At 62.4% G+C, this 26,596-nt stretch carries 29 protein-coding genes; 10 read left to right on the forward strand and 19 right to left on the reverse strand.

Annotated elements, in window-relative coordinates; all coding sequences use genetic code 11:
- Positions 1-116 precede the first annotated feature (116 nt).
- Genes AB4048_RS02545 through hydA form a run of 3 tightly spaced genes read left to right on the forward strand, consistent with a single transcriptional unit; the run spans position 117 to position 3,148 of the window.
- The gene (locus tag AB4048_RS02545; RefSeq protein ID WP_442200337.1) at positions 117-1,370 is read left to right on the forward strand and encodes a Zn-dependent hydrolase; all 1,254 of its coding nucleotides are present in this window, start codon (positions 117-119) and stop codon (positions 1,368-1,370) included.
- Between the two features lie 45 nt (positions 1,371-1,415).
- Complete coding sequence (locus tag AB4048_RS02550; RefSeq protein WP_442200338.1) at positions 1,416-1,697, forward strand: hypothetical protein; 282 nt, start codon at positions 1,416-1,418, stop codon at positions 1,695-1,697.
- Positions 1,694-3,148 carry a dihydropyrimidinase gene (hydA, locus tag AB4048_RS02555; protein WP_442200339.1) on the forward strand — a complete coding sequence of 485 codons (1,455 nt, stop codon included), beginning with the start codon at positions 1,694-1,696 and terminating at the stop codon, positions 3,146-3,148. The genes AB4048_RS02550 and hydA overlap by 4 nt, the downstream gene beginning before the upstream one ends.
- Positions 3,149-3,302: 154 nt before the next feature.
- Here hydA and AB4048_RS02560 read toward each other — a convergent pair whose 3' ends face one another.
- Entirely contained in the window at positions 3,303-3,719 is a 417-nt protein-coding gene (locus AB4048_RS02560) for a cupin domain-containing protein (RefSeq protein WP_442200340.1), read from the reverse strand.
- A 118-nt stretch (positions 3,720-3,837) separates the two neighbouring features.
- Here AB4048_RS02560 and AB4048_RS02565 point away from each other — a divergent pair, with 118 nt between their 5' ends.
- The 7 genes from AB4048_RS02565 (at position 3,838) to AB4048_RS02595 (ending at position 12,938) form a co-directional block, all read left to right on the forward strand.
- Positions 3,838-4,629 carry an ABC transporter ATP-binding protein gene (locus AB4048_RS02565; protein WP_442200341.1) on the forward strand — a complete coding sequence of 264 codons (792 nt, stop codon included), beginning with the start codon at positions 3,838-3,840 and terminating at the stop codon, positions 4,627-4,629.
- 66 nt (positions 4,630-4,695) lie between these two features.
- Positions 4,696-5,031 (forward strand): hypothetical protein, encoded by a 336-nt coding sequence (locus tag AB4048_RS02570; protein WP_442200342.1) that lies wholly within the window; start codon positions 4,696-4,698, stop codon positions 5,029-5,031.
- 2 nt (positions 5,032-5,033) lie between these two features.
- Positions 5,034-5,921: an ABC transporter permease gene (locus AB4048_RS02575; RefSeq protein WP_442200343.1), complete on the forward strand. Its 888-nt coding sequence runs from the start codon at positions 5,034-5,036 to the stop codon at positions 5,919-5,921.
- Positions 5,918-7,045, forward strand: a complete 1,128-nt coding sequence (locus tag AB4048_RS02580; protein ID WP_442200344.1) for an ABC transporter permease — start codon at positions 5,918-5,920, stop codon at positions 7,043-7,045. The genes AB4048_RS02575 and AB4048_RS02580 overlap by 4 nt, the downstream gene beginning before the upstream one ends.
- A gap of 61 nt (positions 7,046-7,106) precedes the next feature.
- Complete coding sequence (locus AB4048_RS02585) at positions 7,107-8,075, forward strand: ABC transporter substrate-binding protein (RefSeq protein ID WP_442200345.1); 969 nt, start codon at positions 7,107-7,109, stop codon at positions 8,073-8,075.
- A gap of 358 nt (positions 8,076-8,433) precedes the next feature.
- Entirely contained in the window at positions 8,434-9,615 is a 1,182-nt protein-coding gene (locus AB4048_RS02590) for an efflux RND transporter periplasmic adaptor subunit (protein ID WP_442200346.1), read from the forward strand.
- Between the two features lie 14 nt (positions 9,616-9,629).
- Positions 9,630-12,938, forward strand: a complete 3,309-nt coding sequence (locus AB4048_RS02595; RefSeq protein WP_442200347.1) for an efflux RND transporter permease subunit — start codon at positions 9,630-9,632, stop codon at positions 12,936-12,938.
- Positions 12,939-12,983: 45 nt separating this feature from the next.
- On the opposite strand, the gene AB4048_RS02600 is transcribed toward AB4048_RS02595, so the two are convergent.
- From AB4048_RS02600 to livM, 18 genes are all read right to left on the reverse strand, one after another.
- On the reverse strand, positions 12,984-13,583 hold the full coding sequence (locus tag AB4048_RS02600; protein ID WP_442200348.1) for a hypothetical protein: 600 nt from the start codon (positions 13,581-13,583) through the stop codon (positions 12,984-12,986).
- The gene (locus AB4048_RS02605; RefSeq protein WP_442200349.1) at positions 13,580-13,912 is read right to left on the reverse strand and encodes a hypothetical protein; all 333 of its coding nucleotides are present in this window, start codon (positions 13,910-13,912) and stop codon (positions 13,580-13,582) included. The genes AB4048_RS02600 and AB4048_RS02605 overlap by 4 nt, the downstream gene beginning before the upstream one ends.
- A 79-nt stretch (positions 13,913-13,991) precedes the next feature.
- Complete coding sequence (gene ureG / locus AB4048_RS02610) at positions 13,992-14,603, reverse strand: urease accessory protein UreG (protein WP_442200350.1); 612 nt, start codon at positions 14,601-14,603, stop codon at positions 13,992-13,994.
- Between the two features lie 79 nt (positions 14,604-14,682).
- Positions 14,683-15,354, reverse strand: a complete 672-nt coding sequence (locus tag AB4048_RS02615) for an urease accessory protein UreF (RefSeq protein ID WP_442200351.1) — start codon at positions 15,352-15,354, stop codon at positions 14,683-14,685.
- Positions 15,355-15,361: 7 nt separating this feature from the next.
- Positions 15,362-15,826 (reverse strand): urease accessory protein UreE, encoded by a 465-nt coding sequence (gene ureE / locus AB4048_RS02620; protein WP_442200352.1) that lies wholly within the window; start codon positions 15,824-15,826, stop codon positions 15,362-15,364.
- A gap of 83 nt (positions 15,827-15,909) precedes the next feature.
- Positions 15,910-16,593, reverse strand: a complete 684-nt coding sequence (locus AB4048_RS02625) for a YoaK family protein (protein WP_442200353.1) — start codon at positions 16,591-16,593, stop codon at positions 15,910-15,912.
- Between the two features lie 36 nt (positions 16,594-16,629).
- Positions 16,630-18,339, reverse strand: a complete 1,710-nt coding sequence (gene ureC / locus AB4048_RS02630; RefSeq protein ID WP_442200354.1) for an urease subunit alpha — start codon at positions 18,337-18,339, stop codon at positions 16,630-16,632.
- A gap of 3 nt (positions 18,340-18,342) precedes the next feature.
- A complete protein-coding gene (locus AB4048_RS02635; protein ID WP_442200355.1) occupies positions 18,343-18,993 on the reverse strand; it encodes a Urease operon accessory protein in 651 nt (216 codons plus the stop codon).
- A gap of 2 nt (positions 18,994-18,995) precedes the next feature.
- Positions 18,996-19,301 (reverse strand): urease subunit beta, encoded by a 306-nt coding sequence (locus tag AB4048_RS02640; protein WP_442200356.1) that lies wholly within the window; start codon positions 19,299-19,301, stop codon positions 18,996-18,998.
- Positions 19,302-19,315: 14 nt separating this feature from the next.
- Entirely contained in the window at positions 19,316-19,570 is a 255-nt protein-coding gene (locus AB4048_RS02645; protein ID WP_442200357.1) for a DUF1272 domain-containing protein, read from the reverse strand.
- A 9-nt stretch (positions 19,571-19,579) separates the two neighbouring features.
- Positions 19,580-19,882, reverse strand: coding sequence for an urease subunit gamma (locus AB4048_RS02650; protein ID WP_442200358.1), 303 nt, complete (start codon positions 19,880-19,882; stop codon positions 19,580-19,582).
- Positions 19,883-19,912: 30 nt separating this feature from the next.
- Positions 19,913-20,734 (reverse strand): urease accessory protein UreD, encoded by an 822-nt coding sequence (locus AB4048_RS02655; protein WP_442200359.1) that lies wholly within the window; start codon positions 20,732-20,734, stop codon positions 19,913-19,915.
- 141 nt (positions 20,735-20,875) lie between these two features.
- Positions 20,876-21,847: a 2-hydroxyacid dehydrogenase gene (locus AB4048_RS02660; RefSeq protein ID WP_442200360.1), complete on the reverse strand. Its 972-nt coding sequence runs from the start codon at positions 21,845-21,847 to the stop codon at positions 20,876-20,878.
- 125 nt (positions 21,848-21,972) lie between these two features.
- Complete coding sequence (locus tag AB4048_RS02665) at positions 21,973-23,097, reverse strand: branched-chain amino acid ABC transporter substrate-binding protein (RefSeq protein ID WP_442200361.1); 1,125 nt, start codon at positions 23,095-23,097, stop codon at positions 21,973-21,975.
- 119 nt (positions 23,098-23,216) lie between these two features.
- Positions 23,217-23,570, reverse strand: coding sequence for a DUF6867 family protein (locus AB4048_RS02670; protein ID WP_442200362.1), 354 nt, complete (start codon positions 23,568-23,570; stop codon positions 23,217-23,219).
- 24 nt (positions 23,571-23,594) lie between these two features.
- On the reverse strand, positions 23,595-24,323 hold the full coding sequence (locus AB4048_RS02675) for an ABC transporter ATP-binding protein (protein ID WP_442200363.1): 729 nt from the start codon (positions 24,321-24,323) through the stop codon (positions 23,595-23,597).
- Entirely contained in the window at positions 24,323-25,195 is an 873-nt protein-coding gene (locus tag AB4048_RS02680) for an ABC transporter ATP-binding protein (RefSeq protein WP_442200364.1), read from the reverse strand. The genes AB4048_RS02675 and AB4048_RS02680 overlap by 1 nt, the downstream gene beginning before the upstream one ends.
- Entirely contained in the window at positions 25,195-26,592 is a 1,398-nt protein-coding gene (livM, locus tag AB4048_RS02685) for a high-affinity branched-chain amino acid ABC transporter permease LivM (RefSeq protein WP_442200365.1), read from the reverse strand. Before livM ends, AB4048_RS02680 begins: the two co-directional genes overlap by 1 nt.
- Between the last annotated feature and the right edge of the window lie 4 nt (positions 26,593-26,596).

Consider the following 26,596-nt stretch of genomic DNA (forward strand, 5'->3'; position numbering starts at 1 on the left):
AAAGGCAACTATGGATTCTCGGGGTTAGAAAAGCAAACAACGCCTCGACGAGACCTAAGGGAACAGAACTGGGCATGCGCCTTGCATAACCCAGACAAACGGTTGAGGATTTTCTGATGGTGGGAGCACCAGGCGAAAACATGCGCATCAATGGCGACCGCCTCTGGGATGCGCTGATGGACATGGCAAAGATCGGTCCAGGCGTCGCCGGCGGCAACAATCGCCAGACGCTCACCGACGCGGACGCCGAAGGGCGCAGTCTCTTCAAGACGTGGTGCGACGCGGCGGGCTTGACGGTCGGCGTCGACAAGATGGGGACGATGTTCGCCACCCGCCCCGGCACCGACCCCGATGCCTTGCCCGTCTATGTCGGCTCACACCTCGACACCCAGCCGACCGGCGGCAAGTATGACGGCGTGCTCGGCGTATTGGCGGCGCTCGAAGTCGTGCGCACCATGAACGATCTCGGCATCAAGACCAAACATCCTGTTGTCGTTACCAACTGGGCAAACGAGGAAGGCGCGCGGTTTGCGCCGCCGATGCTTGCTTCCGGCGTCTTCGCGGGCGTCCACACACTCGACTTCGCCTACGGCCGCAAGGACCCGGAAGGCAAATCCTACGGCGACGAGCTGAAACGCATCGGCTGGCTCGGCACGGAAGAGGTCGGTGCGCGTAAGATGCACGCCTATTTCGAGTATCACATCGAGCAGGGTCCGATCCTGGAAGTCGAGGACAAACAGATCGGCGTCGTCACCCACTGTCAGGGCCTGTGGTGGCTGGAATTCACGCTGACGGGACGCGAGGCGCATACCGGCTCGACGCCGATGGACATGCGCGTCAATGCCGGGCTCGCCATGGCCCGTATCGTCGAAATGGTCCAGGGCGTCGCAATGGACAACCAGCCGGGCGCCGTCGGCGGCGTCGGCCAGGTGTTCTTCTCTCCGAATTCCCGAAACGTGCTGCCCGGCAAGGTGGTCTTCACCGTCGACATTCGCTCGCCGGACAAAGCCAAGCTCGACGGGATGCGCGCGCGGATCGAGGCGGAAGCGCCGAAGATCTGCGAGACGCTCGGCGTCGGCTGTTCGATCGAGGCGATCGGTCATTTCGAACCGGTCACCTTTGATCCGAAGCTCGTGACATCGGTGCGCAACGCGGCGGAAAAACTGGGCTACAGCCATATGAATCTGATCTCCGGCGCCGGCCACGACGCCTGCTGGGCCGCCAAGGTCGCGCCGGCAACCATGGTCATGTGCCCCTGCGTCGGCGGCCTGTCGCACAACGAGGCCGAAGACATCTCGAAGGAATGGGCGACGGCGGGCGCCGACGTCCTGTTCCACGCGGTGATCGAGACTGCTGAAATCGTCGGTTGACCCAGTGGAAGCGTCAGCGGGAATGCCAATAAAGGAGCTCTGTCGGTGACCAGCGATCCCGATGCCGATCTCGACGCCATGGACCGCGAACAGCTGCTTGCAGCCGCCCGCGCGATGCGCCGGCAGATCAGGGCACACCGGGACGCGTCAGGGCACGATCTCTGCTGGCATCACCCGGACCTTTGGGCGCTCCTACCCGACAAGCCCGCCGGCAATCAGATCGTGCCGGATTGGCCGCAATTCATGCGCGGTTGCGTTCGCTACCGCCAATCATTGGATAACCAGCTTGGCGGTGCGCCGCGCAGCGACAGGGAGTTCGGGGAATGAGCACAGTCATCAAGGGCGGAACCATTGTCACGGCTGATCTGACCTATCAGGCGGACGTCAAGATCGAAGGTGGCAAGATCGTCGAAATCGGCCAGAATCTCTCGGGCAACGAAGTGCTGGATGCGACCGGTTGCTACGTCATGCCTGGCGGCATCGACCCGCATACCCATCTGGAAATGCCGTTCATGGGCACCTACTCGTCCGACGATTTCGAGAGCGGCACGCGTGCGGCCCTTTCCGGCGGCACCACGATGGTGGTGGATTTCGCGCTGCCCTCGCCCGGCCAGTCGCTGCTCGAAGCGCTGACCATGTGGGACAACAAGTCGACGCGCGCAAACTGCGACTACTCCTTCCACATGGCGATCACCTGGTGGAGCGAGCAGGTCTTCAACGAGATGGAAGCCGTCGTCCGCGACAAGGGCATCAACACCTTCAAGCATTTCATGGCCTACAAGGGCGCGCTGATGGTGGACGACGACGAGATGTTCTCCTCCTTCCAGCGCTGCGCCGAGCTGGGCGCACTGCCGCTCGTGCATGCCGAGAACGGCGACGTGGTTGCGCAGATGCAGGCAAAGCTGCTTGCCGAAGGCAATAACGGGCCCGAGGCGCACGCCTATTCCCGCCCTGCCGAGGTCGAGGGCGAGGCGACCAACCGCGCCATCATGATCGCCGACATGGCCGGCTCCCCGGTCTACATTGTCCACACCTCCTGCGAGCAGGCACACGAAGCGATCCGCCGCGCCCGCCAGAAGGGCATGCGCGTCTACGGTGAACCACTGATCCAGCATCTGACGCTCGACGAGAGCGAATACGCCAATCCCGACTGGGATCACGCCGCCCGTCGCGTCATGTCGCCGCCCTTCCGTAACAAGCAGCATCAAGACTCGCTTTGGGCCGGCCTCGCCTCCGGCTCGCTGCAGGTGGTCGCCACCGACCACTGCGCGTTCACCACCGATCAGAAGCGTTTCGGGCTCGGTGATTTCACCAAGATCCCGAACGGCACCGGCGGGCTCGAGGATCGCATGCCGATGCTTTGGACCTACGGCGTTGCAACCGGCCGGCTGACCATGAACGAGTTCGTGGCGGTGACCTCGACCAACATCGCCAAGATCCTCAACGTCTACCCGAAGAAGGGCGCGATCCTCGTCGGCGCCGATGCCGATATCGTCGTATGGGATCCGAAACGCTCGAAGACGATTGCCGCCAAGTCCCAGCAATCGGCGATCGACTACAACGTGTTCGAAGGCAAAGCGGTGACCGGGCTGCCACGCTACACGCTGACGCGCGGCACCGTCGCGATCGAGGAAAACACGGTCAAGACGCAAGAGGGCCACGGCGAGTTCGTCCGGCGCGATCCGTTCACCGCGGTCAACCGGGCGCTGTCCACCTGGAAGGACGTCACGGCCCCGCGCAAGGTGCAGCGCAGCGGCATTCCGGCAAGCGGGGTTTGATCCGACGCTGATGGAGAGTTTGCGACGCCCTACCCCCCACTGTCACTTCGTGACATCTCCCCCGCGAGGAGGGAGATGGGCAGAGTGCGGCATCGCGAAATCCAATCTCCCCCCTTGCGGGGGAGATGCCCGGCAGGGCAGAGGGGGCTATGCGCTATCCTCGCGGCACCACCCCATCAAGCTCCGGCAGCAACACCACGCTCTCCTGCTCGTTGGGGTCGGTGCGGGCAATGACCGCGGTGCTCGGCTTGTCGCTGAGGTTGGCGGGCAGATGCGGCACGCCGGCCGGTATATAGAGCATCTCGCCGGCGCGGACGATCACATGCTCTTCGAGATTGTCGCCGAACCAGGTGTGCACCTCGCCGGAGAGCACGTAGACGGCAGTTTCGTGGGCTTCATGCAGATGCGCCTTGGCCCGGCCACCGGGCGGGATGGTCAAGAGATGCATGCAGATGCCGGTCGACCCGACCGTTTCGGCGGCGATGCCTTCGAAGTAGCTCAGCCCCTGCTTGCCCGCATAGGTGCCGGCCGGACGGACGATGCGGCAGGTGGGTTTCGATGAAACGCTCATGTCTCTTTCCCTCTCCCGATCGGGCAGCGAACGGCCGCTCGCTGACCCAATATTCGAAAATAAGAATAACACGCAAGCCGCGTCCCGCGGCGCGCCAAAACCTTAATGGTGCATGTTAATGACATCATCCGCATCCTCCGTCGTTTCGGCGCGGAACCTCTGTCTTACCTATGAGACCAACGACGGTCCCGTTCACGCGCTGAGCAACGTCGATCTCGAAGTCAGCAAGGGCGACTTCGTCTCCTTCATCGGCCCATCCGGCTGCGGCAAGACCACCTTCCTGCGCGTCATCGCCGATCTGGAACGCAAGACCTCCGGCGAGATCGTCATCAACGGCATGACCCCGGAGGAAGCGCGCGAGAAACGGGCCTACGGATACGTCTTCCAGGCGCCGGCGCTCTATCCCTGGCGCACGATCGAGAAGAATATCGCCCTGCCCCTGGAAATCATGGGGCATTCGCGAGCAGAGCAGGCCAAGCGCGTCGCGCAGACCCTCGACCTGGTAAACTTGACCGGCTTTGAGCACAAATTTCCCTGGCAGCTCTCCGGCGGCATGCAGCAACGCGCCTCGATTGCCCGCGCGCTGTCCTTCGACGCCGACCTGCTCCTGATGGACGAGCCCTTCGGCGCGCTCGACGAAATCGTCCGCGACCATCTCAACGAACAGCTTTTGAAACTCTGGGCGCGCACCAACAAGACCATCTGCTTCGTGACGCACTCGATCCCGGAAGCCGTCTATCTCTCCACCAAGATCGTCGTCATGTCGCCGAGGCCCGGCCGCGTCACCGACATCATCGAATCCACGCTTCCCGCCGATCGCCCGCTAGGTATCCGCGAAACCCCGGAATTCCTGGAAATCGCCCACCGTGTCCGCGAAGGGTTGAGGGCGGGGCATAGCTATGAGGAGTAAGAGTTTGCCGCGGCCTGACCCCCTCCGTCACCTCGTGACCTCGCTGACAGAGGGGTCAACTCGCCGATGAACCCTACCTTCCTCCTCTGGCTCGCCGGTGCCATGGCGGTCTTCATCAGTGCGGCGACGGCCTCGCGCGCCTATATCGCCACCAGCAACATCCTGATCCTCGTGCTCTCGCTCGGTCTTTATTGCGTCGGCAACCTGATGATGGTTCGCCTGATGCGCGAGAGCGGGCTTGGCCTTGCTATCTCGGCGTCGGCAATCGTGCAGCTGATCCTCGTCAACATCATCGCGTTCGCGGTCTTCGGCGAACGCCTGAGCTTGGCTCAGCTTGCCGGCATCGGCCTTGGCATCGTTGCCATGGCGCTGATGCTCCTTCCGATGCAAGGGAAGGCGTGACGATGGAGAAGGAACAGCTGTTCAGGCACAAGATCCTGCCGGTCGGGACCATCGTGGTGGCCATCATCGTCCTCTGGTATGTTGCCGCGGTCGCCCTCAACGCGCCCTTCCAGCGCGACCTCGATCGCCGTGCCAACGTGACCTCCACCACGATGGAATTCATCGGCAAGACGATGTCGCAACCGAAGCCCATCATGCCGGCACCGCATCAGGTGGCGGTCAACGTATTCGAGAACACCTTTCTCAGAAGCGTCACCAGCAACCGAAGCCTCGTCTACAACGCCTGGGTCACGCTGAGTTCGACCGGCGTCGGCTTCGTCTTCGGCACGCTGCTCGGCATCCTGATCGCCGTCGGCATCGTCCATGTCACGACGCTCGACCGCAGCCTGATGCCCTGGATCATCGCCTCGCAGACGGTGCCTATTCTTGCGATCGCCCCGATGGTCATCGTGGTGCTCGCGGCCGTCAACATCACCGGCCTCATCCCGAAGGCGTTGATCTCGACCTATCTCTCCTTCTTCCCCGTCACCGTCGGCATGGTGAAGGGGCTGCGATCGCCGGAAGCCATGCATCTCGACCTGATGCGAACCTATAGTGCGACGCCCGCCCAGGTGTTCTGGAAACTTCGCGTGCCCGCCTCCGTTCCGTTCCTCTTCACCTCGATGAAGGTGGCGGTGGCCGCAAGTCTCGTCGGCGCGATCGTGGGTGAACTGCCGACAGGAGCCGTCGCCGGCATCGGCGCCAAGCTGCTGGCGGGAGCCTACTACAGCCAGACCATCGACATCTGGGCCGCTCTGGTAGCGGGATCGGTGCTGGCGGCCCTTCTCGTCGCCATCGTGAGCATCGTGGCGCGCGCCGTTGATCGCGCGATGGGAGGGCGGCCGGCATGAGGCCCCTGCATTTCCCATGGCAGAATATCGCCGCCATTCTCCTTTGCGTCGCAGCTGGCCTGACGTTGCCGTTGATGGCAGCCGAAGCGCCAGCACCCATGACGTCCGCGACAGTGGTGCTCATCCTTTTCCTCCTCGTCGGCTCCGCCGTACTCACGCTTTTCCGCACGCCGGCGATAGTGAATGCGGCGATCCTCTTCGTCGGCGCCCATGCAGCCGCATGGCTGCTGCTTGCGGGTGTCACCGGCAATGAGGGAACGGCGCGCCTGCCGTTTTTCCTACTGATCGCGGCCGGCTGGCTGCTTGCCTGGCGCTGCGTGACAGTGCTCACCCACCTCAAGCCGCGCACAGGACTTGCAAACTCGCTGTTGCGCCTGATCATCCCGGCGATCTTCGGCGTCTGGATCCTGATCGTCTGGGAGGCCGCCACGCGCGGCGCGGGCATACCCTTCATCCTGCTGCCGCCGCCAAGCTCGATTGCGGCGAGGATTGCCGGATCGCTGCCCATCCTTGCCGCCGACGTGCGCCAGACCATCTTCAAGGCGGTCCTGATCGGCTATCTGATCGGCTGCGGCAGCGGTTTCCTTGTTGCCATTCTGGCCGATCGCATCGCCTTCCTCAGGCGCGGCCTTCTACCGATCGGCAATCTCGTCTCGGCTCTGCCGATCATCGGGGTGGCGCCGATCATGGTCATGTGGTTCGGCTTCGACTGGCAGTCCAAGGCTGCCGTCGTCGTCATCATGACCTTCTTCCCGATGCTGGTGAACACGGTCGCGGGCCTTGCCGCGGCAGGTCAGATGGAGCGGGATCTGATGCGGACCTACGCGTCCGACTACTGGCAGACGCTCCTGAAATTGCGCCTGCCGGCGGCCGCCCCCTTCATCTTCAATGCCCTTAAGATCAACTCGACGTTGGCGTTGATCGGTGCCATCGTGGCGGAGTTCTTCGGCACCCCCATCGTCGGCATGGGCTTTCGCATCTCGACCGAAATCGGCCGGATGAATGTCGACATGGTCTGGGCGGAAATCGCGGTCGCCGCTGTCGCGGGCTCCGTGTTCTATGGCGTCGTGGCGCTCATCGAGAGATCCGTGACGTTCTGGCATCCGTCTATCCGTGGTGGCTAGACGCGTCTGACTTCCCGGCAAGGGCAGTCGGGCATAACTTCAGAGGGAAAAAGGAAAAAAAATGAAAAAACTGATGGTTACATTGATGGCAAGCGCGATCTCCCTTGCCGCCGCCCAAGCGGCGCTGGCGGCCGACAAGGTCACCTTGCAGCTGAAGTGGGTGGCGCAGGGCCAGTTCGGCGGCTATTACGTCGCCAAGGACAAGGGCTTCTACAAGGAAGAAGGTCTCGACGTCGAAATCAAGCCGGGCGGCCCGGACATCGCGCCTGAGCAGGTGATCGCCGGCGGCGGCGCCGACGTTATTGTCGACTGGATGGGCGGCGCGCTCGTCGCTCGCGAAAAGGGCGTCCCCCTCGTCAACATTGCCCAGCCCTTCGCCAAATCCGGCCTCGAAATGATCTGCCCCAAGGACGGCCCGGTTAAGACCGATGCCGACTTCAAGGGCCACACGCTCGGCGTCTGGTTCTTCGGCAACGAGTATCCCTTCTTCGCCTGGATGCACAAACTCGGCCTGCCCACGGAAGGTGGCAAGGACGGCGTAACCGTGCTGAAGCAGAGCTTTGACGTGCAGCCGCTCGTCCAGAAGCAGGCCGACTGCATTTCCGTCATGACCTACAATGAATACTGGCAGGCGATCGATGCCGGTTTCAAGCCGGAAGACCTCCTCGTCTTCAACTATTCGAAGCTCGGCAACGACCTTCTCGAGGATGGCCTCTACGTCAACGAGACCAAGCTCAAGGACCCCAAGTTCAAGGAGACGATGGAAAAGTTCGTCCGCGCCTCGATGAAGGGCTGGAAGTACGCTGTCGAGAACCCGGATGAGGCCGCGGGGATTGTTGTCGACAACGGTGGGCAGGACGAGAACCATCAGAAGCGCATGATGGGTGAAGTCGCCAAATTGATCGGCGACGGCAAGCTTGACGAGAAGCTCTATGAGCGCACCGTCCAGGCACTGCTCGATCAGAAGATCATCAACAAGAAGCCGGAAGGCGCCTTCACGCATTCCGTTACGGACGCCGCGCTGAAATAGGTTCGCTTACCGTCATGAGAGGAACGCGCGGGTTGGCCCGCGCGTTTTCTTTTCGGAAAGGACAACGACCTCGACGTTTGCCGCCAAGCGAAAGCATCAAGCGCCCCATGATTGATCAGGGCCGAAGAAAAATCTAGAATCTCACGGATTCGGCGGAATTGTTTTCCGCTCATATTGTTTAAATTGGAAGTCATAGCCACGTAAAAGACCAATTGCGAAACAACGGACCGGCAGATATGACAGATCGACTTTGAAGCCCGGTCCCGTGCCGGCCATCCGCGTCGACACCCCGTTTTGCAAAAGGGTGCGAGCTGAGACTTCGAAAGACCCTAAAAGCATAACGACTGGAACACCACGTATGGCCATGAAGCCGCATAAATTCTTGAGCGCAACCGCACTCCTGCTTGCCCTTGCCGCACCGATCGCGTCCGCCGCTGAAACGGTTGTCGGCGAGCCCAAGCAGAACCTGCCGGCGATCGTGGTCACGCAGGCGGTGAAGCGCACGCTGGTTGATCGTGTCGTTGCCACGGGCACTATGAAGGCCGTGGAGGAAGTCTATATCCAGCCGCAGGTGGAAGGGCTGTCGATCCGCACATTGAATGCCGACGTCGGCGACAAGGTCAAGGCCGACAGCACGCTGGCCACCCTCAATGAAGACGCGCTCGTTCTTCAAAGGAGCCAGATGGAAGCGACCCAGGCCAAGGCCGAGGCGACCCTCGCGCAGCTCCAGGCACAGCTTCTCGAAACCCAGGCCAATGCCGAGCAGGCCGAGCAGCAACGCGCCCGCGCAGAAGCGATGGTCTCGAGGGGCACGACCTCGACATCGCAGCTCGAGCAGTCGAACGCGCTCGCCGCCGTAACGCGCGCCCGCGTGGCGTCGGCGAAGCAGGCGATCGTCGTTGCCGAGGGCGACCTCAAGGTCGTCGCGGCCCAGATCGCCGACATCGACCTGAAGCTCACCCGCACTGGCGTTAAAACGCCCGTCGACGGGACGGTCGCCGCACGCAACGCCCGCGTCGGCGCGATCGCGGCCGGCAACAACGAGCCCCTCTTCACCATTATTCGCGATAGCGATATCGAGCTTGTCACCGACGTCTCGGAAAACGACATCACGAGGATCGAACCTGGGCAGAAGGCGACGATTTCCTTGTCCGGCAGCCGCGAGAAGCTGACCGGCGCCGTCCGCCTCGTCTCGCCGACCGTGGATCCGGTGACGCGGCTTGGTGCCGTCCATATTTCCATCGATGACGACGCAAAGGCACGCGCCGGCATGTATGGCACCGCCGAAATCGTGGTCCGCTCTTCCGAGGCGATCGCTCTGCCGCTCAGCGCCGTCAACAGCGACGAAGGCGGCGCATCCGCCCGCAAGGTCGAAGGCGACGTCGTGAAGTTCGTGAAAGTCGAGACAGGCATCCAGGATGGCGCCTATGTCGAGATCGTCGGCGGCCTCAAGGCCGGTGACGAGGTCGTCGCCAAGGCAGGCGCCTATGTCCGCGACGGCGACCGCATCACGCCTGTTCGCGACGCGGCAACCAACTGAACGAGAACGGTACGATGAATTTCTCCGCCTGGTCCATTCGAAATCCGATCGCGCCGCTCCTGGCCTTCTTTCTGCTGTTGATCGTGGGCATTCATGCCTTCAACAATCTGCCGATCACGCGCTTTCCGAACATTGACGTTCCCGTCGTCTCGATCACCGTGACGCAGAGCGGCGCCTCGCCGGCCGAACTGGAAATGCAGGTCACCAAGGAAATCGAGGACGCGGTCGCCAGTATCACCGGCATCGACGAGATCCAGTCGACGGTGACCGACGGGCAATCGCAGACGGTCGTGATGTTCCGCCTCGAGGTTCCGACGGAACAGGCCGTGCAGGACACCAAGGACGCGATCGACCGTATTCGCGGCAATCTGCCGGGCAACGTCGACGAGCCGATCGTCAGCAAGATCGACGTCGAGGGCCAGGCGATCCAGACCTTTGCGGTTTCCTCGCCGAACATGACGCTCGAGGAGCTTTCCTGGTTCGTCGACGATACCGTCAAGCGCGCCCTGCAGGGCCAGACCGGCATCGGCCGCGTCGACCGCTACGGCGGCGCCGACCGCGAGGTGCGCATCGAACTCGACCCCAACAAGCTGAACGCCCACGGCATAACGGCGGCGGGTGTCAGCCAGCAGCTTCGTGGCACCAACGTCGATCTCGGCTCCGGCCGCGGACAGGTCGCGGGCGCCGAGCAGGCGATCCGCGTGCTCGGCGACGCACGTGCGGTCGCCCAGCTTGCCGATACCACCATTGCTCTCAGCAACGGCCGCTTCGTCAAGCTGTCGGATCTCGGCGTCATCAAGGACACCTACGAGGAGCCGAAATCCTTCTCGCGCTTCAACGATGCGCCGGTCGTGACCTTCGGCGTGTTCCGCTCCAAGGGCGCAAGCGAAGTGAGCGTCGCCAAGACCGTCGCCGACAGCCTGGACAAGGTGCGCGCCGAAAATCCCGAAGTCTCGATCGAACTCATCAGCGATTCCGTCTACTTCACCTACGGCAACTACGAAGCGGCGATGCACACTCTGCTCGAAGGCGCGCTGCTCGCCGTCATCGTCGTCTTCCTGTTCCTGCGCAACTGGCGCGCCACGCTGATCTCAGCGATCGCGCTGCCGCTCTCGGCGATCCCGACCTTCTGGATCATGGGCATGATGGGGTTCTCGCTGAACCTCGTCAGCTTCCTGGCGCTGACGCTTGCGACCGGTATTCTCGTCGACGATGCGATCGTCGAGATCGAGAACATCGCCCGCCACATCAAGATGGGCAAGACGCCGTACCGCGCCGCGATCGAAGCCGCGGACGAGATCGGCCTTGCCGTCATCGCGACGACCTTCACCATCATCGCCGTTTTCGTGCCCGTGTCATTCATGCCAGGCATTCCGGGCCAGTATTTTATCCAGTTCGGCCTGACGGTCGCCTTCTCGGTGTTCTTCTCGCTCCTGGTCGCCCGCCTCATCACGCCGATGATGGCCGCCTACCTGATGCGCGCCGAAGACGGCATGGACGACCATCACGAAAACGACAGCCGCATCATGAAGGGCTATACGCGCTTCATCCGCATCACCACGCGCTGGCGGTATACCACGCTTCTTGCGGCCATCGGTTTCCTCGTCGGCTCGGTTTACATGCTGCTGCAGGTCCCAGGCAGCTTCCTTCCGCCGGAAGACGCCTCGCGCATCGTGCTCTCCGTCGAGTTGCCGCCCAATGCGCGGCTCGAAGACACGGAAAAGGTCACCAACGAAGTCTTCCATCGCGTCCGTGACATCGACGGCGTCGAAAGCGTCTTCGTGCTTGGCGGCGCTTCGCCCAAGGGCGAACTGGAGCTGCGCCGCGCGACCGTGACGCTGGCGCTCGACAAGCTCGATCAATCGCTGGTCAAGAAGCTGGTCAACGATGTTCTCGGCGGCATTCCGGTGATTGGCCCGCACCTACCGAAGGTGGCAGCCGAAGGACGCGTGCGGCCGCAATGGGATATCGAAAGGGAAGTCTTCGCCCGGCTGCGTTCGCTTCCCGACGTGCACATCACCAAACTCAACGACCGTGGCGAGCGCGATCTTTCGTTCAACTTCCTTTCGCGCAGCGAAAAGGATCTGAACGAGGCGATCGGCATTCTCGAATCCAAGCTGCGCGCCGATCCGCTTCTCGCCAATGTCAGCGCCGACGGCGCGCTGCCGCGGCCGGAGTTGCAGGTCCATCCGCGTAAGGACGAGGCCGCGCGGCTCGGCATTACGCCGCAGCAGATCTCGGACACGCTGCGCGTGGCCACCATCGGCGACATCGACGCCTCGCTTGCCAAGATTTCGCTTGATGACCGGCAGATCCCGATCCGCGTCCAGGCGGCGACCGGCATGCGCCGCGATCTTGCAGCACTCCGGGCGCTGCGCATCCAGACCGCAAGCGGCGGCACCGTTCCACTCGCAAGCGTGGCCGACATCGACTATTCGGAAGGCTTGAGCTCGATCAAGCGCAACAACCGCTATCGGGTCGTCGCCATCGGCGCCGATCTTCCGCAGGGCGTGGCGTTGAATTCGGCATCCGACCGCTTCCGCCAGATCGTCGCCGAGGCCAAGATCCCGGCGACCGTGCACCTCGCTGAAAGCGGCGACACCAAGGTGCAGGCCGAAATGCAGCAGAGCTTCCTGAACGCCATGCTGCTCGGCCTGCTTCTGGTGCTCACCGTGCTGGTGCTGCTGTTCAAGGACGTGATCCAGCCCTTCACCATCCTGTTCTCGCTGCCGCTTGCAATCGGCGGCGTGGCGGCGGGCCTGATCATCACCAACAATGCCCTCTCCATGCCGGTCATGATCGGCTGCCTGATGCTGATGGGCATCGTCACCAAGAACGCGATCCTGCTCGTCGATTTCGCGATCGAAATGATGCACCAGGGCAAGCCGCGTGTGGAAGCGATGGTCGAGGCCGGCCGCAAACGCGCCCGACCGATCATCATGACCTCGATCGCCATGTCGGCCGGCATGCTGCCTTCCGCGCTCGGCGTCGGCGAAGGCGGCTCCTTCCGCGCGCCGATGGCGATCGCCGTGATCGGCGGCATCATCGTCTCGACGGCGCTCAGCCTCATCGTCGTGCCGTCCTTCTTCCTGATCATGGACGACCTGTCGCGCCTGCTCGCCCGCATCTTTGGCCGCCTCGTCGGCAGGAAGGATCCGAACGATCACGTCCTGACGACGGAGGCGCTGACGGCAAGCGTCGAGGAAAACGCCCAGTCGATCGCAACCCTCGAAGATCGCGTCAATGCCATCGAGGAGAAGCAGACAGCGCCGCACGGGGCCAAGATGACGGTGGTCAAACTGCCGCCCCTCGCGGCGGAATAGGCCAACAAAAAGCCGGGCTCGCCCCGGCTTTTTTATTGGATTGGCTTATAGAAACGGCTTCCAGGCGCTGCCGATGGCTGCGGGTTCATCGGTGCCGTCGGGCAGGTCGGTTAGCCTGCGAGCATCGTTCGGCCGCCGACCCGGCTTGCTGGGATGGAGCATCTCATGGATGACCTCCTCGGCGGAGGCGATAATACCCACGTCTTCCAGCCCTTTGAGAAAGCCCACGGTCGACAGCAGGTGAAGGTTCGGTGGCTTGCTGATCACCCTCAGTCCCACGTCCTCGAAAAGGATCGCGACTGGTTCGTCAGCGTCGAGATAGCGGCCGATCCCATCCTCCGAAGACATGAAATCAACCATCGCAAGCTCGCCTGCGTTCTTCTTTGGCTTCTGTCCGAGACGCCTTTTCTCTCTTTCGAGGTTGCCGATATCGGTCTCGGCGATGACGAAAGACGGCTTGTGATCGTCAATGAATTGCTTGACGTCCCGGTCTTTCAGGTAGGACGGATCACTGGTCAACTCATCGTAGACGGCATCGACCACGACGATCTTCATATCGAGCAGGAGTAGAAGCTGAAGACGATCCGCTACCCAGAGACTATTGATCGGCCCGGCGTCGGGCAAGATCAGTGTACATCTCTTCATCCCATTCTCCAGAGCCTGACGAAAGTCGCGGCCTGATTCTCGATTTCATGCGCCGGAGGGAGCGGCATCGGCAGGTCGGCATCGCCGAGCGCCACCAGGAGGTCGGCGTAGTCTCTGAGCCCGAGGCGGCGGACGGCTTCCTGTCGGGACAGCAAGCCTTTCGAATAGGCAAGGAGCGGATCGTCAGCGACAGGCTCCTTGTCCGGCTCGGTGATTGCCTCGAAATGTTCGCGGACAATGGCGGTCATCGTCGTTCTATGTTCCGCCGCATAGGCCTTGACACGGGCCAGCAAGTCCTCTGGCAGATTCATTGTCGTGTTCTTCAGCATGCACACCTCCACTGGCCACATATATATGTGGATCGGCAGAAAACAGCAATGCGCCGCATCTGATCCAGCGCCTCGGCGCCTAGAGCCCGCCCTGCTCCTTCAGAAACGCAACGATGGCGCCGACGCCGTCGCCGCGCTTCATGTCGGAGAAGACGAAGGGCCTTGTTTCGCGCATACGGGTCGCGTCGCGCTCCATGACGCCGAGATCGGCGCCGACGTGGGGAGCCAGGTCCTTCTTGTTGATCACCAGAAGATCGGAGCGCGTGATGCCGGGGCCGCCCTTGCGGGGGATTTCCTCGCCCTGGCAGACGGAGATCACGTAGATGGTGATGTCGGCAAGATCGGGTGAGAAGGTCGCGGCCAGATTGTCGCCGCCGGATTCGATGAAGACTACGTCGAGATCGGGGATGCGCTCGCTGAGGCCGGCGATCGCCTGCAGATTGATCGTCGCGTCCTCGCGGATCGCGGTGTGCGGGCAGCCGCCGGTCTCCACGCCGACGATGCGGTCGGACGACAGCGCTTGCATGCGAACCAGCGCCTCCGCATCCTCGGTGGTATAGATATCGTTGGTCACGACGGCGACGGAATAGTCGTCGCGCATCGCCTTGCAGAGCTTTTCGGTCAGCGCCGTCTTGCCGGAGCCGACAGGGCCGCCGATGCCGACGCGGAGGGGGCCGTTGTGCGAGTTCATGATGAAATCTCCATGGACGGAACAGAATAGCGCGATGCAAACGCCGAGAACACAGCCCGAGGTAACCGAATCTCCGGCCTCATGAGCGAAACAATCTCGTTGCCTGCTTCTCGTGGCGGAGGCCTGCAATGTCGGCCTGGATGGCCGCCGAGCCTAAATCGTCGAGGCTAGATTGCGCCGCGCGCGCCGCGGTGTCGGCCGTGACGGTTTCGAGGGCGGCGAGGATCCTCAGGCCATCCTTCTGACCAGCGAGGCCGAGCCGGATACCGGCGGAAACCGCCTGCGAGATGAAGGCGTGCAGAAAGGCGGCGAGCGTCCGCTCAAGCTCGATGCCGTGCATGCCCGAGATGGCGCCGACTGCAACCGGATAGGCAAGTTTCGCTGGCAGCGTGGCGACGCCCGGATGCGGCCATGCGCGTGCCGCTGCGAGAAACGCCTCGCCAAGCAACATCGTTTCCTGATGCCGCTCTCGTGACCCGGCAAGCGCCTCGGCAAGTTCTGCCGCGCCGGCCAACGCCACCGGGTCTTGATGGCAACGATGCGCCTCGGCGAGCAGCACCGCATCGTTCCACGCCGTCCCCCGCTCAACGAGCAATGCCAGCCAGCCGCGCAGGCCAGCCGCATCCCCGACAAGCCCATCGCCGACCGCTTGCTCCAGCCCGCCGGAATAGGCGAAGGACCCGACCGGAAAGGCGGGCGAAAGCCAGGCGGTCAGCCGCAACAGCGCTTGCAGGTCCTGCCGATCCCCCATCCGTGTCTCAATCATGCCCGTGGTGATGGCCGTGCGCGTGGCCGCCGTGATAGGCGCCGCGCGTCGGCTGGAACGGGGCCGTCACTTCGTTGAGGGTGGCGCCCAGCCCGTGCAGCATAGCGCGGATGACGTGGTCGCGCAGGATCAGGATGCGATCCTCCCGGATCTCCGCCGACAGGTGCCGGTTGCCGAGATGCCAGGCAAGCTCGACGAGATGACGTGCATCGCGCGGCAGAATTTCAAAAAGCTTCTCGTCCGCAGCAACGATCTCGATCAGCTCGCCATCCTCGCGCACCAGGAGATCGCCGCTTGCAAACAGCACCGCCTCCTTGAGATCGAGCATGATCATCTCGCCGCTTTCGAGGTGCAGGAGCTTACGGCGCAGGTGGCGCAGGTCGTGGGCAAGAACGACCCGATCGATCGGGTTCGAAGAGGGCGTGCCGGCCGGCAGATAGGAGGTAATGTGCTGCATGTTCATTCCGTTCAAGATTTTGCCGGACCATGCAAAATAGCATTGTCCGACACAAGGGCGAAGGCGCCGGATTGCGCCGCTGTTCAGGCGGGCATTTCCTCCGACGAGAAATCATGGACCAGAATGCCTGCAATCGCGATCAGAGGCGGCAGCAGGAAGCAACTAACCTTCACCACGATGAAGGCAAGCGCCGCCAGAGCACAGCCGAGTGCGAAGCTTAAGACGGCCACGCTCATGCGGCTGATCCTCTGCGCCCAAGCCGCCTTCGCCTCCGGCGTGATGCCGAGCATCAGGTCCGCGATGTCGATCATGATCTGCGTCGTCGTTCCGGTCATCAGCGTCGTCGGCGGTGCCTTCGAAAGATGAACGCGATGAACGGCATTCTGGATTGCCATGGCGGAGACTAGCACCATGCCCGTCAAGATCGCCTGCCAGCTGTCGCCAGTTGCAAACGGGCCGAGCCAGCTCGCCAGCAACGCAGCTGCCGCGAGCAGGCCGACTTTGAGCACGAGCAGCGTGCGCAGCACCGGCAGGCTACGCCCGCCAAGTAAATGCGCAAGCAGCCGCACCAGGATCACGACGATGCAAAAGACCGGTAGGGCCAGAAGCTTCGCCGCCGCTCCCGATGTCCCAAGCGCCACCGACGCGCCGAAGGTGACGAAGTTGCCGGTGACATGCGCGGTGAACAGTCCTTGCAGCGCGAGGAAGCCGGCGGTATCGACATAGCCGCCGTTGAAGCTCAGCAGGACCGGTAGGGTAAGCCGCATTCGGGAACTCGCTTGCGCCGTTGGGGGCATTGCCTCTCAGAACAGGAAGTAGCGCTGCGCCATCGGCAGCACCGTCGCCGGCTCGCAGGTAAGCAGTTCACCGTCGGCACGTACCTCGTAGGTCTCGGGATCGACCTCGATATGGGGGGTCAGGCTGTTCAGGACCATCGACGCCTTGGAAATGCCGCCACGGGTGTTCTTGACAGCAACGAGGTTCTTGGCGACGCCAAGCCTGCCGGCAAGGCCTGCATCCAGCGAGGCCTGCGACACGAAGGTGACGGACGACGAGGTGCGCAGCTTGCCGTAAGCGGCAAACATCGGCCGGTAATGCATCGGCTGCGGCGTCGGGATCGAGGCATTCGGATCGCCCATCGGCGCGGCGGCGATCGAGCCGCCTAGCAGCACCATGTCAGGCTTTACGCCGAAGAAGGCGGGATTCCAGAGCACCAGATCGGCGCGCTTCCCGACTTCGATCGAGCCGATCTCATGGCTGAGGCCCTGGGCGATCGCCGGATTGATCGTGTATTTCGCGACGTAGCGGCGGACGCGGAAGTTGTCGTTCTCGCCTGTCTCTTCCTTGAGCCGCCCGCGCTGCCGCTTCATCTTGTCCGCGGTCTGCCAGGTGCGGATTGCGACTTCACCGACGCGGCCCATGGCCTGGCTGTCGGAAGAGATGATCGAGAAAGCGCCGATGTCGTGCAGGATGTCTTCAGCGGCGATCGTTTCCTTGCGGATACGGCTCTCGGCGAACGCAATGTCCTCGGGGATCGACGGCGACAGGTGATGGCAAACCATCAGCATGTCGAGATGCTCGGCGACCGTATTGACCGTATAGGGCCTGGTCGGGTTGGTGGACGACGGGATGACGTTTGGTTGACCGCAGATCTTGATGATATCAGGCGCGTGCCCGCCGCCGGCACCCTCGGTATGGAAGGCGTGGATGGTGCGGCCCTTGATGGCGCCGATCGTATCCTCGACGAAGCCGCTCTCGTTCAGTGTATCCGTGTGGATCATCACCTGAATGTCGTATTCGTCGGCGACCGAAAGGCAGCAGTCGATGGCGGCGGGCGTGGTGCCCCAGTCTTCGTGCAGCTTCAGCGACGACGCGCCGGCCAGCACCATCTCCTCGAGGGCTGCGGGCAGCGACGCGTTGCCCTTGCCGGCGAGCGCGAGGTTCATCGGAAAGCCGTCGAAGCTCTCGATCATCCGCTCGATATGCCAGGCGCCGGTGCAGGTGGTGGCGAGTGTCCCGTGCGCGGGGCCTGAGCCGCCGCCGAGCATGCAAGTCACGCCGGACATCAGCGCTTCCTCGATCTGCTGCGGGCAGATGAAGTGGATATGCGCATCCATGCCGCCGGCGGTGATGATCTTGCCTTCGCCGGCAATCGCCTCGGTCGATGGACCGACGATGATATTGACGCCCGGCTGCGTGTCTGGATTACCCGCCTTGCCGATTGCCGCGATGCGTCCGTTCTTAAGGCCGATATCCGCCTTCACGATGCCCGTATGGTCGAGGATGACCACATTCGTGATGACGGTATCAACGGCACCTTGCGCCCGCGTCGCCTGGCTCTGGCCCATGCCGTCGCGGATCACCTTGCCGCCGCCGAACTTCACCTCCTCGCCATAGGTCGTGAAATCCTTCTCCACCTCGATGAAAAGCTCGGTGTCTGCCAGCCGCACCTTGTCGCCGACGGTCGGGCCGAACATGTTGGCGTAGGCAGCGCGGGAGATCTTGTAAGGCATCGATCAGGCTCCTTGCGAGGATGAAACGGGCGCCGGTTCGCCAAGGCGCGTCAGGCGGCCGGCGGCGGCGTAGGAATTCAGCAGCAATTTCTCGGCGGCAAAAGGATGCCACTGCCAGCCGACGTGCCCGAAACCGGCAATTGCAACGGCTGCGTCGGCATATTTCGCCAGCGCGTGCGCAATGACGATCATGCCGCTGCTCGGAACGACATAGGGTTCCGGGGCATAGGGCGTAAGCGCTGCCTCGACGCCGCGATGGATCGACTGATCGATCACGACATGGCGCTTGCCGGTCTGCTCGGCAAAGGCTGCGAACTCATCGGTATAGTCGTCGCAAAAATCGTCGAGCTCGGGATGGGAAAGCGCCAGCGACGCCTTGAGGCCCGCAAAAAACCTTGGGTCGCGAACGCTCCAGATCTCGGATGCCGCTTGCACGGCCGCAAGATCGCGCCATTCCGGCGACGACAGCATCGCCTTTGCCGGACGCCCGGTGTTGCAGACCGCAACGACATGCGTCCTGAGGCCGCTCGTCGACGTTGAACGGCAATCGTTGAAGCGCACGACCAGATCGGCAGCCTCGATCGCCTCCTTCGCCGATTGCGCGACATCGCCGTTGCCGACGATGACGATCGTTCGTTTCCGCTGGCCCCTCACCTCTAGAGCTTGCCCATGATCTGCTGGCGGAAGCCGTAGACCTCGCGGCGGCCCGAAAGCGGAATGAGCGTGACAGCCCGCGTCTGGCCGGGCTCGAAGCGCACGGCCGTGCCGGCGGGGATGTCGAGCCGCATGCCCCTCGCCTGCTCCCGATCGAAAACGAGGCCAGCATTGGTTTCGGCGAAGTGATAGTGGCTGCCGACCTGCACCGGGCGGTCGCCTGTGTTGGATACTTCCAGCGTCAAAGTTGCCGCGCCGGCATTGAGTTCGATGTCGCCGCTCGCAGCGATGATTTCACCTGGGATCAAGTTCGCGTCTCCTCTCAAGCGGCTTTGCCGGGAGCGCAGCCCTCGGCTTTCAGGATGCGCTTCGTCGATGCCGGATAGGCGGCAAGCTTCGATGCGGGACGGATCGGCCGGCGCACCAGTTCGCCGCCGCAGTTCGGACAAACGCCTTGCAGCACTGCGCCGGCGCAGTCGCTACAAAAAGTGCATTCGAAGGTGCAGATCATCGCCTGCACACTATCCGGCGGCAGGTCGCGATCGCAGCATTCGCAGTTGGGCCTGAGTTCCAGCATGGTCCCTCCTCAGCGGATCGGCTCGTGCACGGTCACCAGCTTCGTGCCATCAGGAAACGTCGCCTCCACCTGCACGTCATGGATCATTTCGGCGATGCCTTCCATGACTTGCGAACGGTTGATGACGTGGGCACCCGCCTCCATCAGTTCGGCGACCGGACGCCCGTCGCGCGCACCCTCGACGACGAAATCGGTGATGAGCGCGATCGCTTCCGGATGGTTCAGCTTGACGCCGCGCTCCAGGCGCCGCCGGGCCACGATCGCCGCCATGGAAATCAGGAGCTTGTCTTTTTCTCGGGGAGTAAGGTTCATCGCGGATCCATTGTTTTGACCGGCATTGCTCTAGAGGCTCCAGACTTTCGGCACGGACGCACCGCCGCGCAAGATGGAAATGATCGGGATCAGGATTTTTCTGAGCGCGAAGCCATCGGGCGCGGCAAGGCGCACGACGAGCTTGTCTCGCCAGTGGCTCACGCCACCCATATGCGGCGAGGCGAGCGCGCGCAGGGCGGCAAGATGACCTTCCGCGACCGGGCTCGCATAGAGCACTGTTGCAAAGGCGATCTGGCCGCTCAGCACGGCCGGCGCACGTGCTAGCGCCGCGATATCGCCGTCCAGACGCAGATCCTCCGCATGGATCAGCCGACCCGCCCGGCGGATGCGCCAGCGATCGCGAAACAGGCCTTCCCGCATCGTCTCGCCCATCGCCTTGCGGCCGAGGACGACCGCTTCGACGGCCAGAAATTCGGAAGTCTCGTGCAGCGAGACATCGAGGGTCCGCGACAGGGCCGCCCGGTCGAAGAGTATGGTTTCCTGCGGCAGCCAATCGACCCGAGCACCGTCACCAGCCTCGATGGAGGTAACGACTTCAGCGATGCTGCCGGAAACCGCCTTATAGATCTTCTCCGATGCCTGCGTCGTGACATCGAGCCGCGTGCCGGAGCCGGCGGCGATGCGCCAGCGCAATTGGTCGCCACCCGTTAGGCCGCCCGCCGTATTGATAAGAACGGCCTCCATGGTGTCGTTGAAGGTATGGGGTAACCGGATCTTCGCGGAGCCGTCCTGATAGAGTTCTGCAAGACGCGTCCGACCGGCAAAGGGCTTGACCGACAGACGGCCCTCGCCTTTCGCCCTTTGCGGCGCAATGCTTGCCGCTGCCGACATACCCGTCTCCTCGCTGTTATCAACCGTGACAAGGTAGCAAGTTCCGTGCCCATTGATAGGAGCCGCGCAGTCGCGGCTCCCGCCTAGGAACGGCGGTCTCCGACCAGCCCGCTTTATCATCAAACGATGAAATAATAGGCGCTAAGCCACACGGTCGGGCGGATCGCGCCCTTCGAAGAAGGCGGTGATGTTGTCGACGACCTTCATGCCCATGGCGGTCCGCGTCTCTTCGGTGGCGCTGCCGAGATGCGGCAGGAGAACCACGTTTTCCATGGGGCGTAGGGCATCCGGAACCTGCGGCTCGGCCTCGTAAACGTCTAGACCGGCGCCACGGATCGTGCGGCTTTCGAGCGCCGCAATCAGCGCACTTTCGTCCACCACATCTCCGCGCGCCGTATTGATAAGGAATGCTCCCGGCTTCATCGCAGCCAGGCGGGGGGCGTTGATGAGATGCCGATTTTCCGCGCCGCCGGGGCAATGAAGCGACACGAAATCGGCCTCGGCAAGCACTGCTTCCACCGTCGGCAGCTGGCGCGCGCCGTAGCGTTCCGCCTCCTCAGACCCCACTGGCGAGCGGTTGTAGAAAACGACGTTCATGCCGAAACCGAAATGACAGCGCTGTGCGAAAGCCTTGCCGATGCGGCCGAAGCCGATGATGCCGACGGTCTTGCCGGTAACCTTGGTGCCGATCATATGGGTCGGGCACCAGCCTTTCCATTCGCCGGCCCGAAGCTGCCGCTCACCCTCGCCACCACGGCGCGCCACGGTCAGCAACAAGAGCATGGCAATATCCGCCGTGCAATCCGTCAGTACGCCCGGCGTATTGGTGACGACGACGCCCTTGTCCATGGCGGCGGCGACATCGATGTGGTTGAAGCCGACGCCGAAATTGCCGAGGATTTTCGTGCGGATCGGTGTCAAGGCGAATACGGATGCGGGAAGCCTGTCCGATACGGTCGGCAGCAGCGCATCATAGTTGCGGAGCGCCTCTGCAATCTCGTCGACGGTCATTGCCGTGTTGTGCGGGCGCAGCGTCGTGTCGAAGCGATCGCAGAGGGCGGCTTCCACGGCCGCGGGCCAGCGGCGGGTGACGAGAACGCGGGGTCGCGACATGGGCAATTCCCTGACTGCTTGAGATATCGAAGAGGTAGAGCAAGTCGGCGGCGATTGGAACATGCTCAAAAAAAGAAGCCCGGTCGCAGGACCGGGCTTCGATAGAGATAAGCCGGATACTAGGCTTACTTAGCGTCCTGCGGCACGTAGGTGTACTTGCCGTCAGCGCCCTTCTTCCATTCGTACATGATGTAGCCAGGAATCTTGGGGTCGCCCTTCTGGTCGAAGGAGATATCGCCGAGAACGGTCGAGAACGGACCCTTCGCCTTCATGGCGGCGGCAACTTCCTGCGTGTCCGTGGAATTCGCAGCCTTGGCGGCGGCAACGATCGTCTGCAGCGCAGCGTAGGAGTAGAGCGTGTAAGCTTCCGGGTTGAAGCCGGCGGCCTTGAACTTTTCGACGAGTTCCTTGTTGGCCGGGTTCAGTGTCGGATCGGGGCCGAAGGTGTTCAGCGTACCGGCAACTGCGTCGCCAGCAATCGATGCCAGTTCGTTCGAAACGATACCGTCACCGGATACGAGCGTAGCCTTCAGGCCCTGGTCGGCAGCCTGGCGGATGATCAGGCCGGCTTCGGTGTGGAGACCGCCCCAGTAGATGATCGAAACGCCGGCTTCCTTCATCTTCGCGATGAGGGCCGAGAAGTCCTTGTCGCCGACGTTGATGCCTTCGTACATGACTTCGGTGACACCAGCGGCATTCATGGCCTTCTTGGTTTCGTCAGCGAGGCCCTGACCGTAGGGGGTCTTGTCGTGAACGACGGCGATCTTGGCGTCCTTGAACTTGTCGGCAAGGTACTTGCCGGCGATTGCGCCCTGCTGGTCGTCACGACCGCAGGTACGGAAGGTGTTCCAGAGTCCGCGCTCGGTGAACTTCGGGTTGGTAGCAGCCGGGGTGATTTCCAGGATGCCGTTCTCGGCGTAGACTTCCGAAGCCGGAATGGATACGCCCGAGTTGAAGTGGCCGATGACGTACTTGACGCCGTCAGCGACGAACTTGTTGGCGACCGAGATGCCCTGTTTCGGGTCGGAGACGTCGTCGCCGAGCACGATCTTGATCTTTTCGCCGTTGATGCCGCCGGCAGCATTGATGTCTGCAGCAGCCTGCTCGGCACCCTTCTGGAGCTGTGCGCCGAAGGCGGCGTTCGGACCGGTCAGCGGGCCAGCGACGGCGACTACGATATCTGCCCAGGCGTTGCCGCTGAACGCTACCATAGCCGTCAGCGCTACTGCCGACAGAAGATACTTCTTCATTTTGTTACTCCCAATTTTTTGAGCGGTTGTTCCATGTGCCCTGCGCGATACCGCCACCCTCTCACAGGAATTCGTTTATGCTTGCGGGAAGGCAATCTGTGCCTAGTTTCCGCAAGCTGTCAATTCTTCTTCCGCCAGGAAAAGGCTGAAGTCTTGTCGTAAAGCCAATAGTAGTTATTGACCATCTGCTTCGTGCGACGGTAGCGATAACCGGCCGTCGAGAAGATCAGAAGTACAACCACATCGATGACATAGTAAAACACGCTGAGCATCGGCCCGTCGAACAGGGCGTGATGCAAGAACCGCATGGCAAAGGCCAGCAGCAACGTGTAGACGATCACCAGCGGGTAGTCGTTCCAGCTCTCGGCAACCGCTTTTCCGGCGCGCCAGGCGGTCCAGAAGCCGATGAGGACGACGATCAGGCGAATGACAGTGCGCACGCCCGTATCGCTCTCGAAGAAAAGTCCCTGCATATCAAACGCTCCCCTTCGCGGACATCAATGCCGTCCGCCTTCGAGATAGGCGGCGCGGACTTCAGGATTGGCGAGCAGTTCCTTGCCGGAACCGCTCATGGTCACCTTGCCGTTGACCATGACGTAGGCGCGGTCGGAGAGTCTGAGGGCCGCAAAAGCGTTCTGCTCGACGAGGAAGACGGTGAGGCCTTGCGTCTTGTTCAGAACCCTGATCGCCTCGAATATGCCCTTGACGATCAACGGTGCCAGGCCGAGCGACGGCTCGTCCAAAAGCAGGAGCTTCGGACGCGCCATGAGCGCGCGGGCGATGGAGAGCATCTGCTGCTCGCCACCCGAAAGCGTGCCGCCACGCTGGCTCTGGCGCTCTTTCAGGCGCGGGAACAGCGTGAACATCTTTTCGACGTCCTCGTTGAAATATTTGAGGTTGTCGAGGCCGGCGCCCATCTGGAGATTTTCCGTCACCGTCATGCGCGGGAAGATCCGGCGGCCTTCAGGCGACTGTGCGATGCGCAGGCGGGCAATCTCGTGGGTCGGCATGCGGGTGATGTCGCGACCCTCGAAGATCACGGAACCGACCTTCGCCTGCGGGCTCCCGCAAATCGTCATCATCAGCGTGGACTTGCCGGCGCCGTTCGCGCCGATCAGGCTGACGATTTCGCCGCTGTTGACTTCGACGTCGACACCCGCGAGCGCGCGGATATTGCCGTAGTAGGTCTCCACGCCCTGGACTTTCAGAAGTGGTTGGGTTGCCATCAGTGTGCGCCCCCTTCGAGCTGTTCGACGGTTGCGATCACTTCCTCCACTTCATCATCCTCAACACCGAGATAGGCCGCGATAACGCGCGGATCGTTCTTGACCTCATCCGGCGTGCCATCCGAGATCTTCTGTCCGTATTCCAGCACCACGACGTGGTCGGAAATTTCCATGACGACCGACATGTCGTGTTCGATCAGCAGGATCGAAGCGCCGGTATCGATACGAATGTTTTGCAGCAACTGGTTCAAAGCCGCGGATTCGCGCGGATTGAGGCCGGCCGCAGGCTCGTCCAGGCACAGAAGCTCCGGACCGGTGCACATGGCGCGCGCGATTTCCAGGCGGCGCTGCGCGCCATAGGGAAGATCTCCAGCCGGATCGTCGGCGCGATCGATGAGATCGGCCTTTTCCAGCCAGTGCTGGGCAAGCTCGATGGACTTCTTGGCTTCCGAACGGTAGCTGCCGAGGCCGAGAAGCCCGAGCACGGTATAGCCGGATGCCTTCATCAGCTTGTTGTGCTGCGCGACCAACAGGTTCTCGAGCACGGTCAAGCCCGAGAACAGTCGAATGTTCTGGAACGTACGGGCGACCTTCGCTTCCTTGGTGATGCGGAAGTCGGGCAGCCGCTCCAAGAGATGTTGCGTGCCGTCCTTCTGCATCATCGTGATCATACCCATCGTCGGCTTGTAGAAGCCGGTGATGCAGTTGAACACGGTGGTCTTGCCGGCGCCGTTCGGTCCGATCAGCGCGGTGATGTCGCCGCGCTTGGCCTCAAAGGAGAAGTCGTTGATGGCCATCAGGCCGCCGAACTTCATCGACAGGTGCTCGACCTTGAGCAGGGTATCGCTGGACATATCGGTTACAGGGCTCATCAGCCGTGGCCCTCCTTGGTAAAGCTGCCGGAAACTGCCTTGCGCTCCTTGAGGAAGGCGGTCGGCTCGCGTGAGCCGACGAAACCGCGCGGCTTGAAGAGCATGACCACGACCATCGCGAGGCCGAAGATCAGCATACGGTAGAGTTCCGGGGTGAATTCCGGGCCGAAGATGGCCTTGAGGAAGTCCATCTCACGCAGCAGTTCCGTACCGCCGACCATCAGCAAGGCGGCAATCGCGATGCCCGTCAGCGAGCCCATGCCGCCGAGAACGACGATGGCGAGAATGACGGCCGATTCCATGAAGACGAAGGATTCCGGCGAGACGAAGCCCTGACGCGCGGCGAAGAAGGAGCCGGCAAAGCCTGCGAACATCGCGCCGGTGGCAAACGCCGTCAGCTTGGTGGTCACCGTGTTGATGCCGAGCGAGCGGCATGCAATCTCGTCCTCGCGCAGCGCTTCCCAGGCGCGGCCGATCGGCATGCGGCGCAGGCGGATCGTCACGTAGGCGGTCAACATGCAGAGCAGCAGGATCAGATAGAACAGGAAGATCTTGTACCATGCGGACGCCATCGGCAGGCCGAAAGACTTGGCGAAATTGTTCGCCGCACCGACGTCGAAAGACCAGATCCCGAAAATCGAAGCCTTGGCGATCCCCGAAATGCCGAAAGTGCCCTTTGTCACATCCGTCCAGTTGATGAGAACAAGGCGGATGATCTCACCGAAGGCAAGCGTCACGATCGCCAGGTAGTCGCCACGCAGACGCAGCACGGGGAAGCCGAGAATGACGCCCCAGAGCGCCGCCAGCAATCCGGCGACCGGCAGGAGAACCCAGAAGGACAGGCCGAAATTGCTGGACAGCAGCGCGTAGGAGTAGGCGCCGACCGCGTAGAAGGCCACGTAGCCAAGGTCGAGCAGACCGGCCAGACCGACGACGATGTTGAGACCCCAGGCGAGCATCACGTAGATGAGGATCTGGATGCCGAAATTGTCGACCCACTTCAGCGAGCCTTGCGGCCCGAGCAGCATGACCGAAGCAATCGGGAAGATGGCCAGGAACACGAGCACGATCTTCAGGAAGTGCTTGTGGAAGAAGCTCTTCTCCGTGGAGATGTCGAGCTCGCCGGCCTTCGCCTTCTCCAGCTTGCGAATGTCGATATAGGGGCGAATGAAAACAACGCCTACGAAACGCGCCACGGCGGTAATCAGGACGAAGATCGCCAATAGTCCCCAGCGGGGTACGATGACGAGTTCGTTGTTGATGTTTTGATCGGTTTTCAACCCGACATACAGCACGAACATGCCGAAGGAGATGACCGCGGCAAACAACGCCTCGGTAATACCCTTCTGGACAAGACCGGAAGCGGACTTGCCTGTGACAGCAACTGACTTTTCCATGGCG

It is taken from the genome of Rhizobium sp. RAF56 (assembly GCF_052113965.1).
Classification (GTDB): Bacteria; Pseudomonadota; Alphaproteobacteria; order Rhizobiales; family Rhizobiaceae; genus Rhizobium.

Excerpts from the sequence above, each read along its gene's own strand:
- AB4048_RS02545 (WP_442200337.1), top strand. The coding sequence starts at position 117 with ATGGTGGGAGCACCAGGCGAAAACATGCGCATCAATGGCGACCGCCTC.
- hydA (WP_442200339.1), top strand. The coding sequence starts at position 1,694 with ATGAGCACAGTCATCAAGGGCGGAACCATTGTCACGGCTGATCTGACC.
- AB4048_RS02560 (WP_442200340.1), bottom strand. The coding sequence starts at position 3,719 with ATGAGCGTTTCATCGAAACCCACCTGCCGCATCGTCCGTCCGGCCGGC.
- AB4048_RS02565 (WP_442200341.1), top strand. The coding sequence starts at position 3,838 with ATGACATCATCCGCATCCTCCGTCGTTTCGGCGCGGAACCTCTGTCTT.
- AB4048_RS02570 (WP_442200342.1), top strand. The coding sequence starts at position 4,696 with ATGAACCCTACCTTCCTCCTCTGGCTCGCCGGTGCCATGGCGGTCTTC.
- AB4048_RS02575 (WP_442200343.1), top strand. The coding sequence starts at position 5,034 with ATGGAGAAGGAACAGCTGTTCAGGCACAAGATCCTGCCGGTCGGGACC.
- AB4048_RS02580 (WP_442200344.1), top strand. The coding sequence starts at position 5,918 with ATGAGGCCCCTGCATTTCCCATGGCAGAATATCGCCGCCATTCTCCTT.
- AB4048_RS02585 (WP_442200345.1), top strand. The coding sequence starts at position 7,107 with ATGAAAAAACTGATGGTTACATTGATGGCAAGCGCGATCTCCCTTGCC.
- AB4048_RS02590 (WP_442200346.1), top strand. The coding sequence starts at position 8,434 with ATGGCCATGAAGCCGCATAAATTCTTGAGCGCAACCGCACTCCTGCTT.
- AB4048_RS02595 (WP_442200347.1), top strand. The coding sequence starts at position 9,630 with ATGAATTTCTCCGCCTGGTCCATTCGAAATCCGATCGCGCCGCTCCTG.
- AB4048_RS02600 (WP_442200348.1), bottom strand. The coding sequence starts at position 13,583 with ATGAAGAGATGTACACTGATCTTGCCCGACGCCGGGCCGATCAATAGT.
- AB4048_RS02605 (WP_442200349.1), bottom strand. The coding sequence starts at position 13,912 with ATGCTGAAGAACACGACAATGAATCTGCCAGAGGACTTGCTGGCCCGT.
- ureG (WP_442200350.1), bottom strand. The coding sequence starts at position 14,603 with ATGAACTCGCACAACGGCCCCCTCCGCGTCGGCATCGGCGGCCCTGTC.
- AB4048_RS02615 (WP_442200351.1), bottom strand. The coding sequence starts at position 15,354 with ATGGGGGATCGGCAGGACCTGCAAGCGCTGTTGCGGCTGACCGCCTGG.
- ureE (WP_442200352.1), bottom strand. The coding sequence starts at position 15,826 with ATGCAGCACATTACCTCCTATCTGCCGGCCGGCACGCCCTCTTCGAAC.
- AB4048_RS02625 (WP_442200353.1), bottom strand. The coding sequence starts at position 16,593 with ATGCGGCTTACCCTACCGGTCCTGCTGAGCTTCAACGGCGGCTATGTC.
- ureC (WP_442200354.1), bottom strand. The coding sequence starts at position 18,339 with ATGCCTTACAAGATCTCCCGCGCTGCCTACGCCAACATGTTCGGCCCG.
- AB4048_RS02645 (WP_442200357.1), bottom strand. The coding sequence starts at position 19,570 with ATGCTGGAACTCAGGCCCAACTGCGAATGCTGCGATCGCGACCTGCCG.
- AB4048_RS02650 (WP_442200358.1), bottom strand. The coding sequence starts at position 19,882 with ATGAACCTTACTCCCCGAGAAAAAGACAAGCTCCTGATTTCCATGGCG.
- AB4048_RS02655 (WP_442200359.1), bottom strand. The coding sequence starts at position 20,734 with ATGTCGGCAGCGGCAAGCATTGCGCCGCAAAGGGCGAAAGGCGAGGGC.
- AB4048_RS02660 (WP_442200360.1), bottom strand. The coding sequence starts at position 21,847 with ATGTCGCGACCCCGCGTTCTCGTCACCCGCCGCTGGCCCGCGGCCGTG.
- AB4048_RS02665 (WP_442200361.1), bottom strand. The coding sequence starts at position 23,097 with ATGAAGAAGTATCTTCTGTCGGCAGTAGCGCTGACGGCTATGGTAGCG.
- AB4048_RS02670 (WP_442200362.1), bottom strand. The coding sequence starts at position 23,570 with ATGCAGGGACTTTTCTTCGAGAGCGATACGGGCGTGCGCACTGTCATT.
- AB4048_RS02675 (WP_442200363.1), bottom strand. The coding sequence starts at position 24,323 with ATGGCAACCCAACCACTTCTGAAAGTCCAGGGCGTGGAGACCTACTAC.
- AB4048_RS02680 (WP_442200364.1), bottom strand. The coding sequence starts at position 25,195 with ATGAGCCCTGTAACCGATATGTCCAGCGATACCCTGCTCAAGGTCGAG.
- livM (WP_442200365.1), bottom strand. The coding sequence starts at position 26,592 with ATGGAAAAGTCAGTTGCTGTCACAGGCAAGTCCGCTTCCGGTCTTGTC.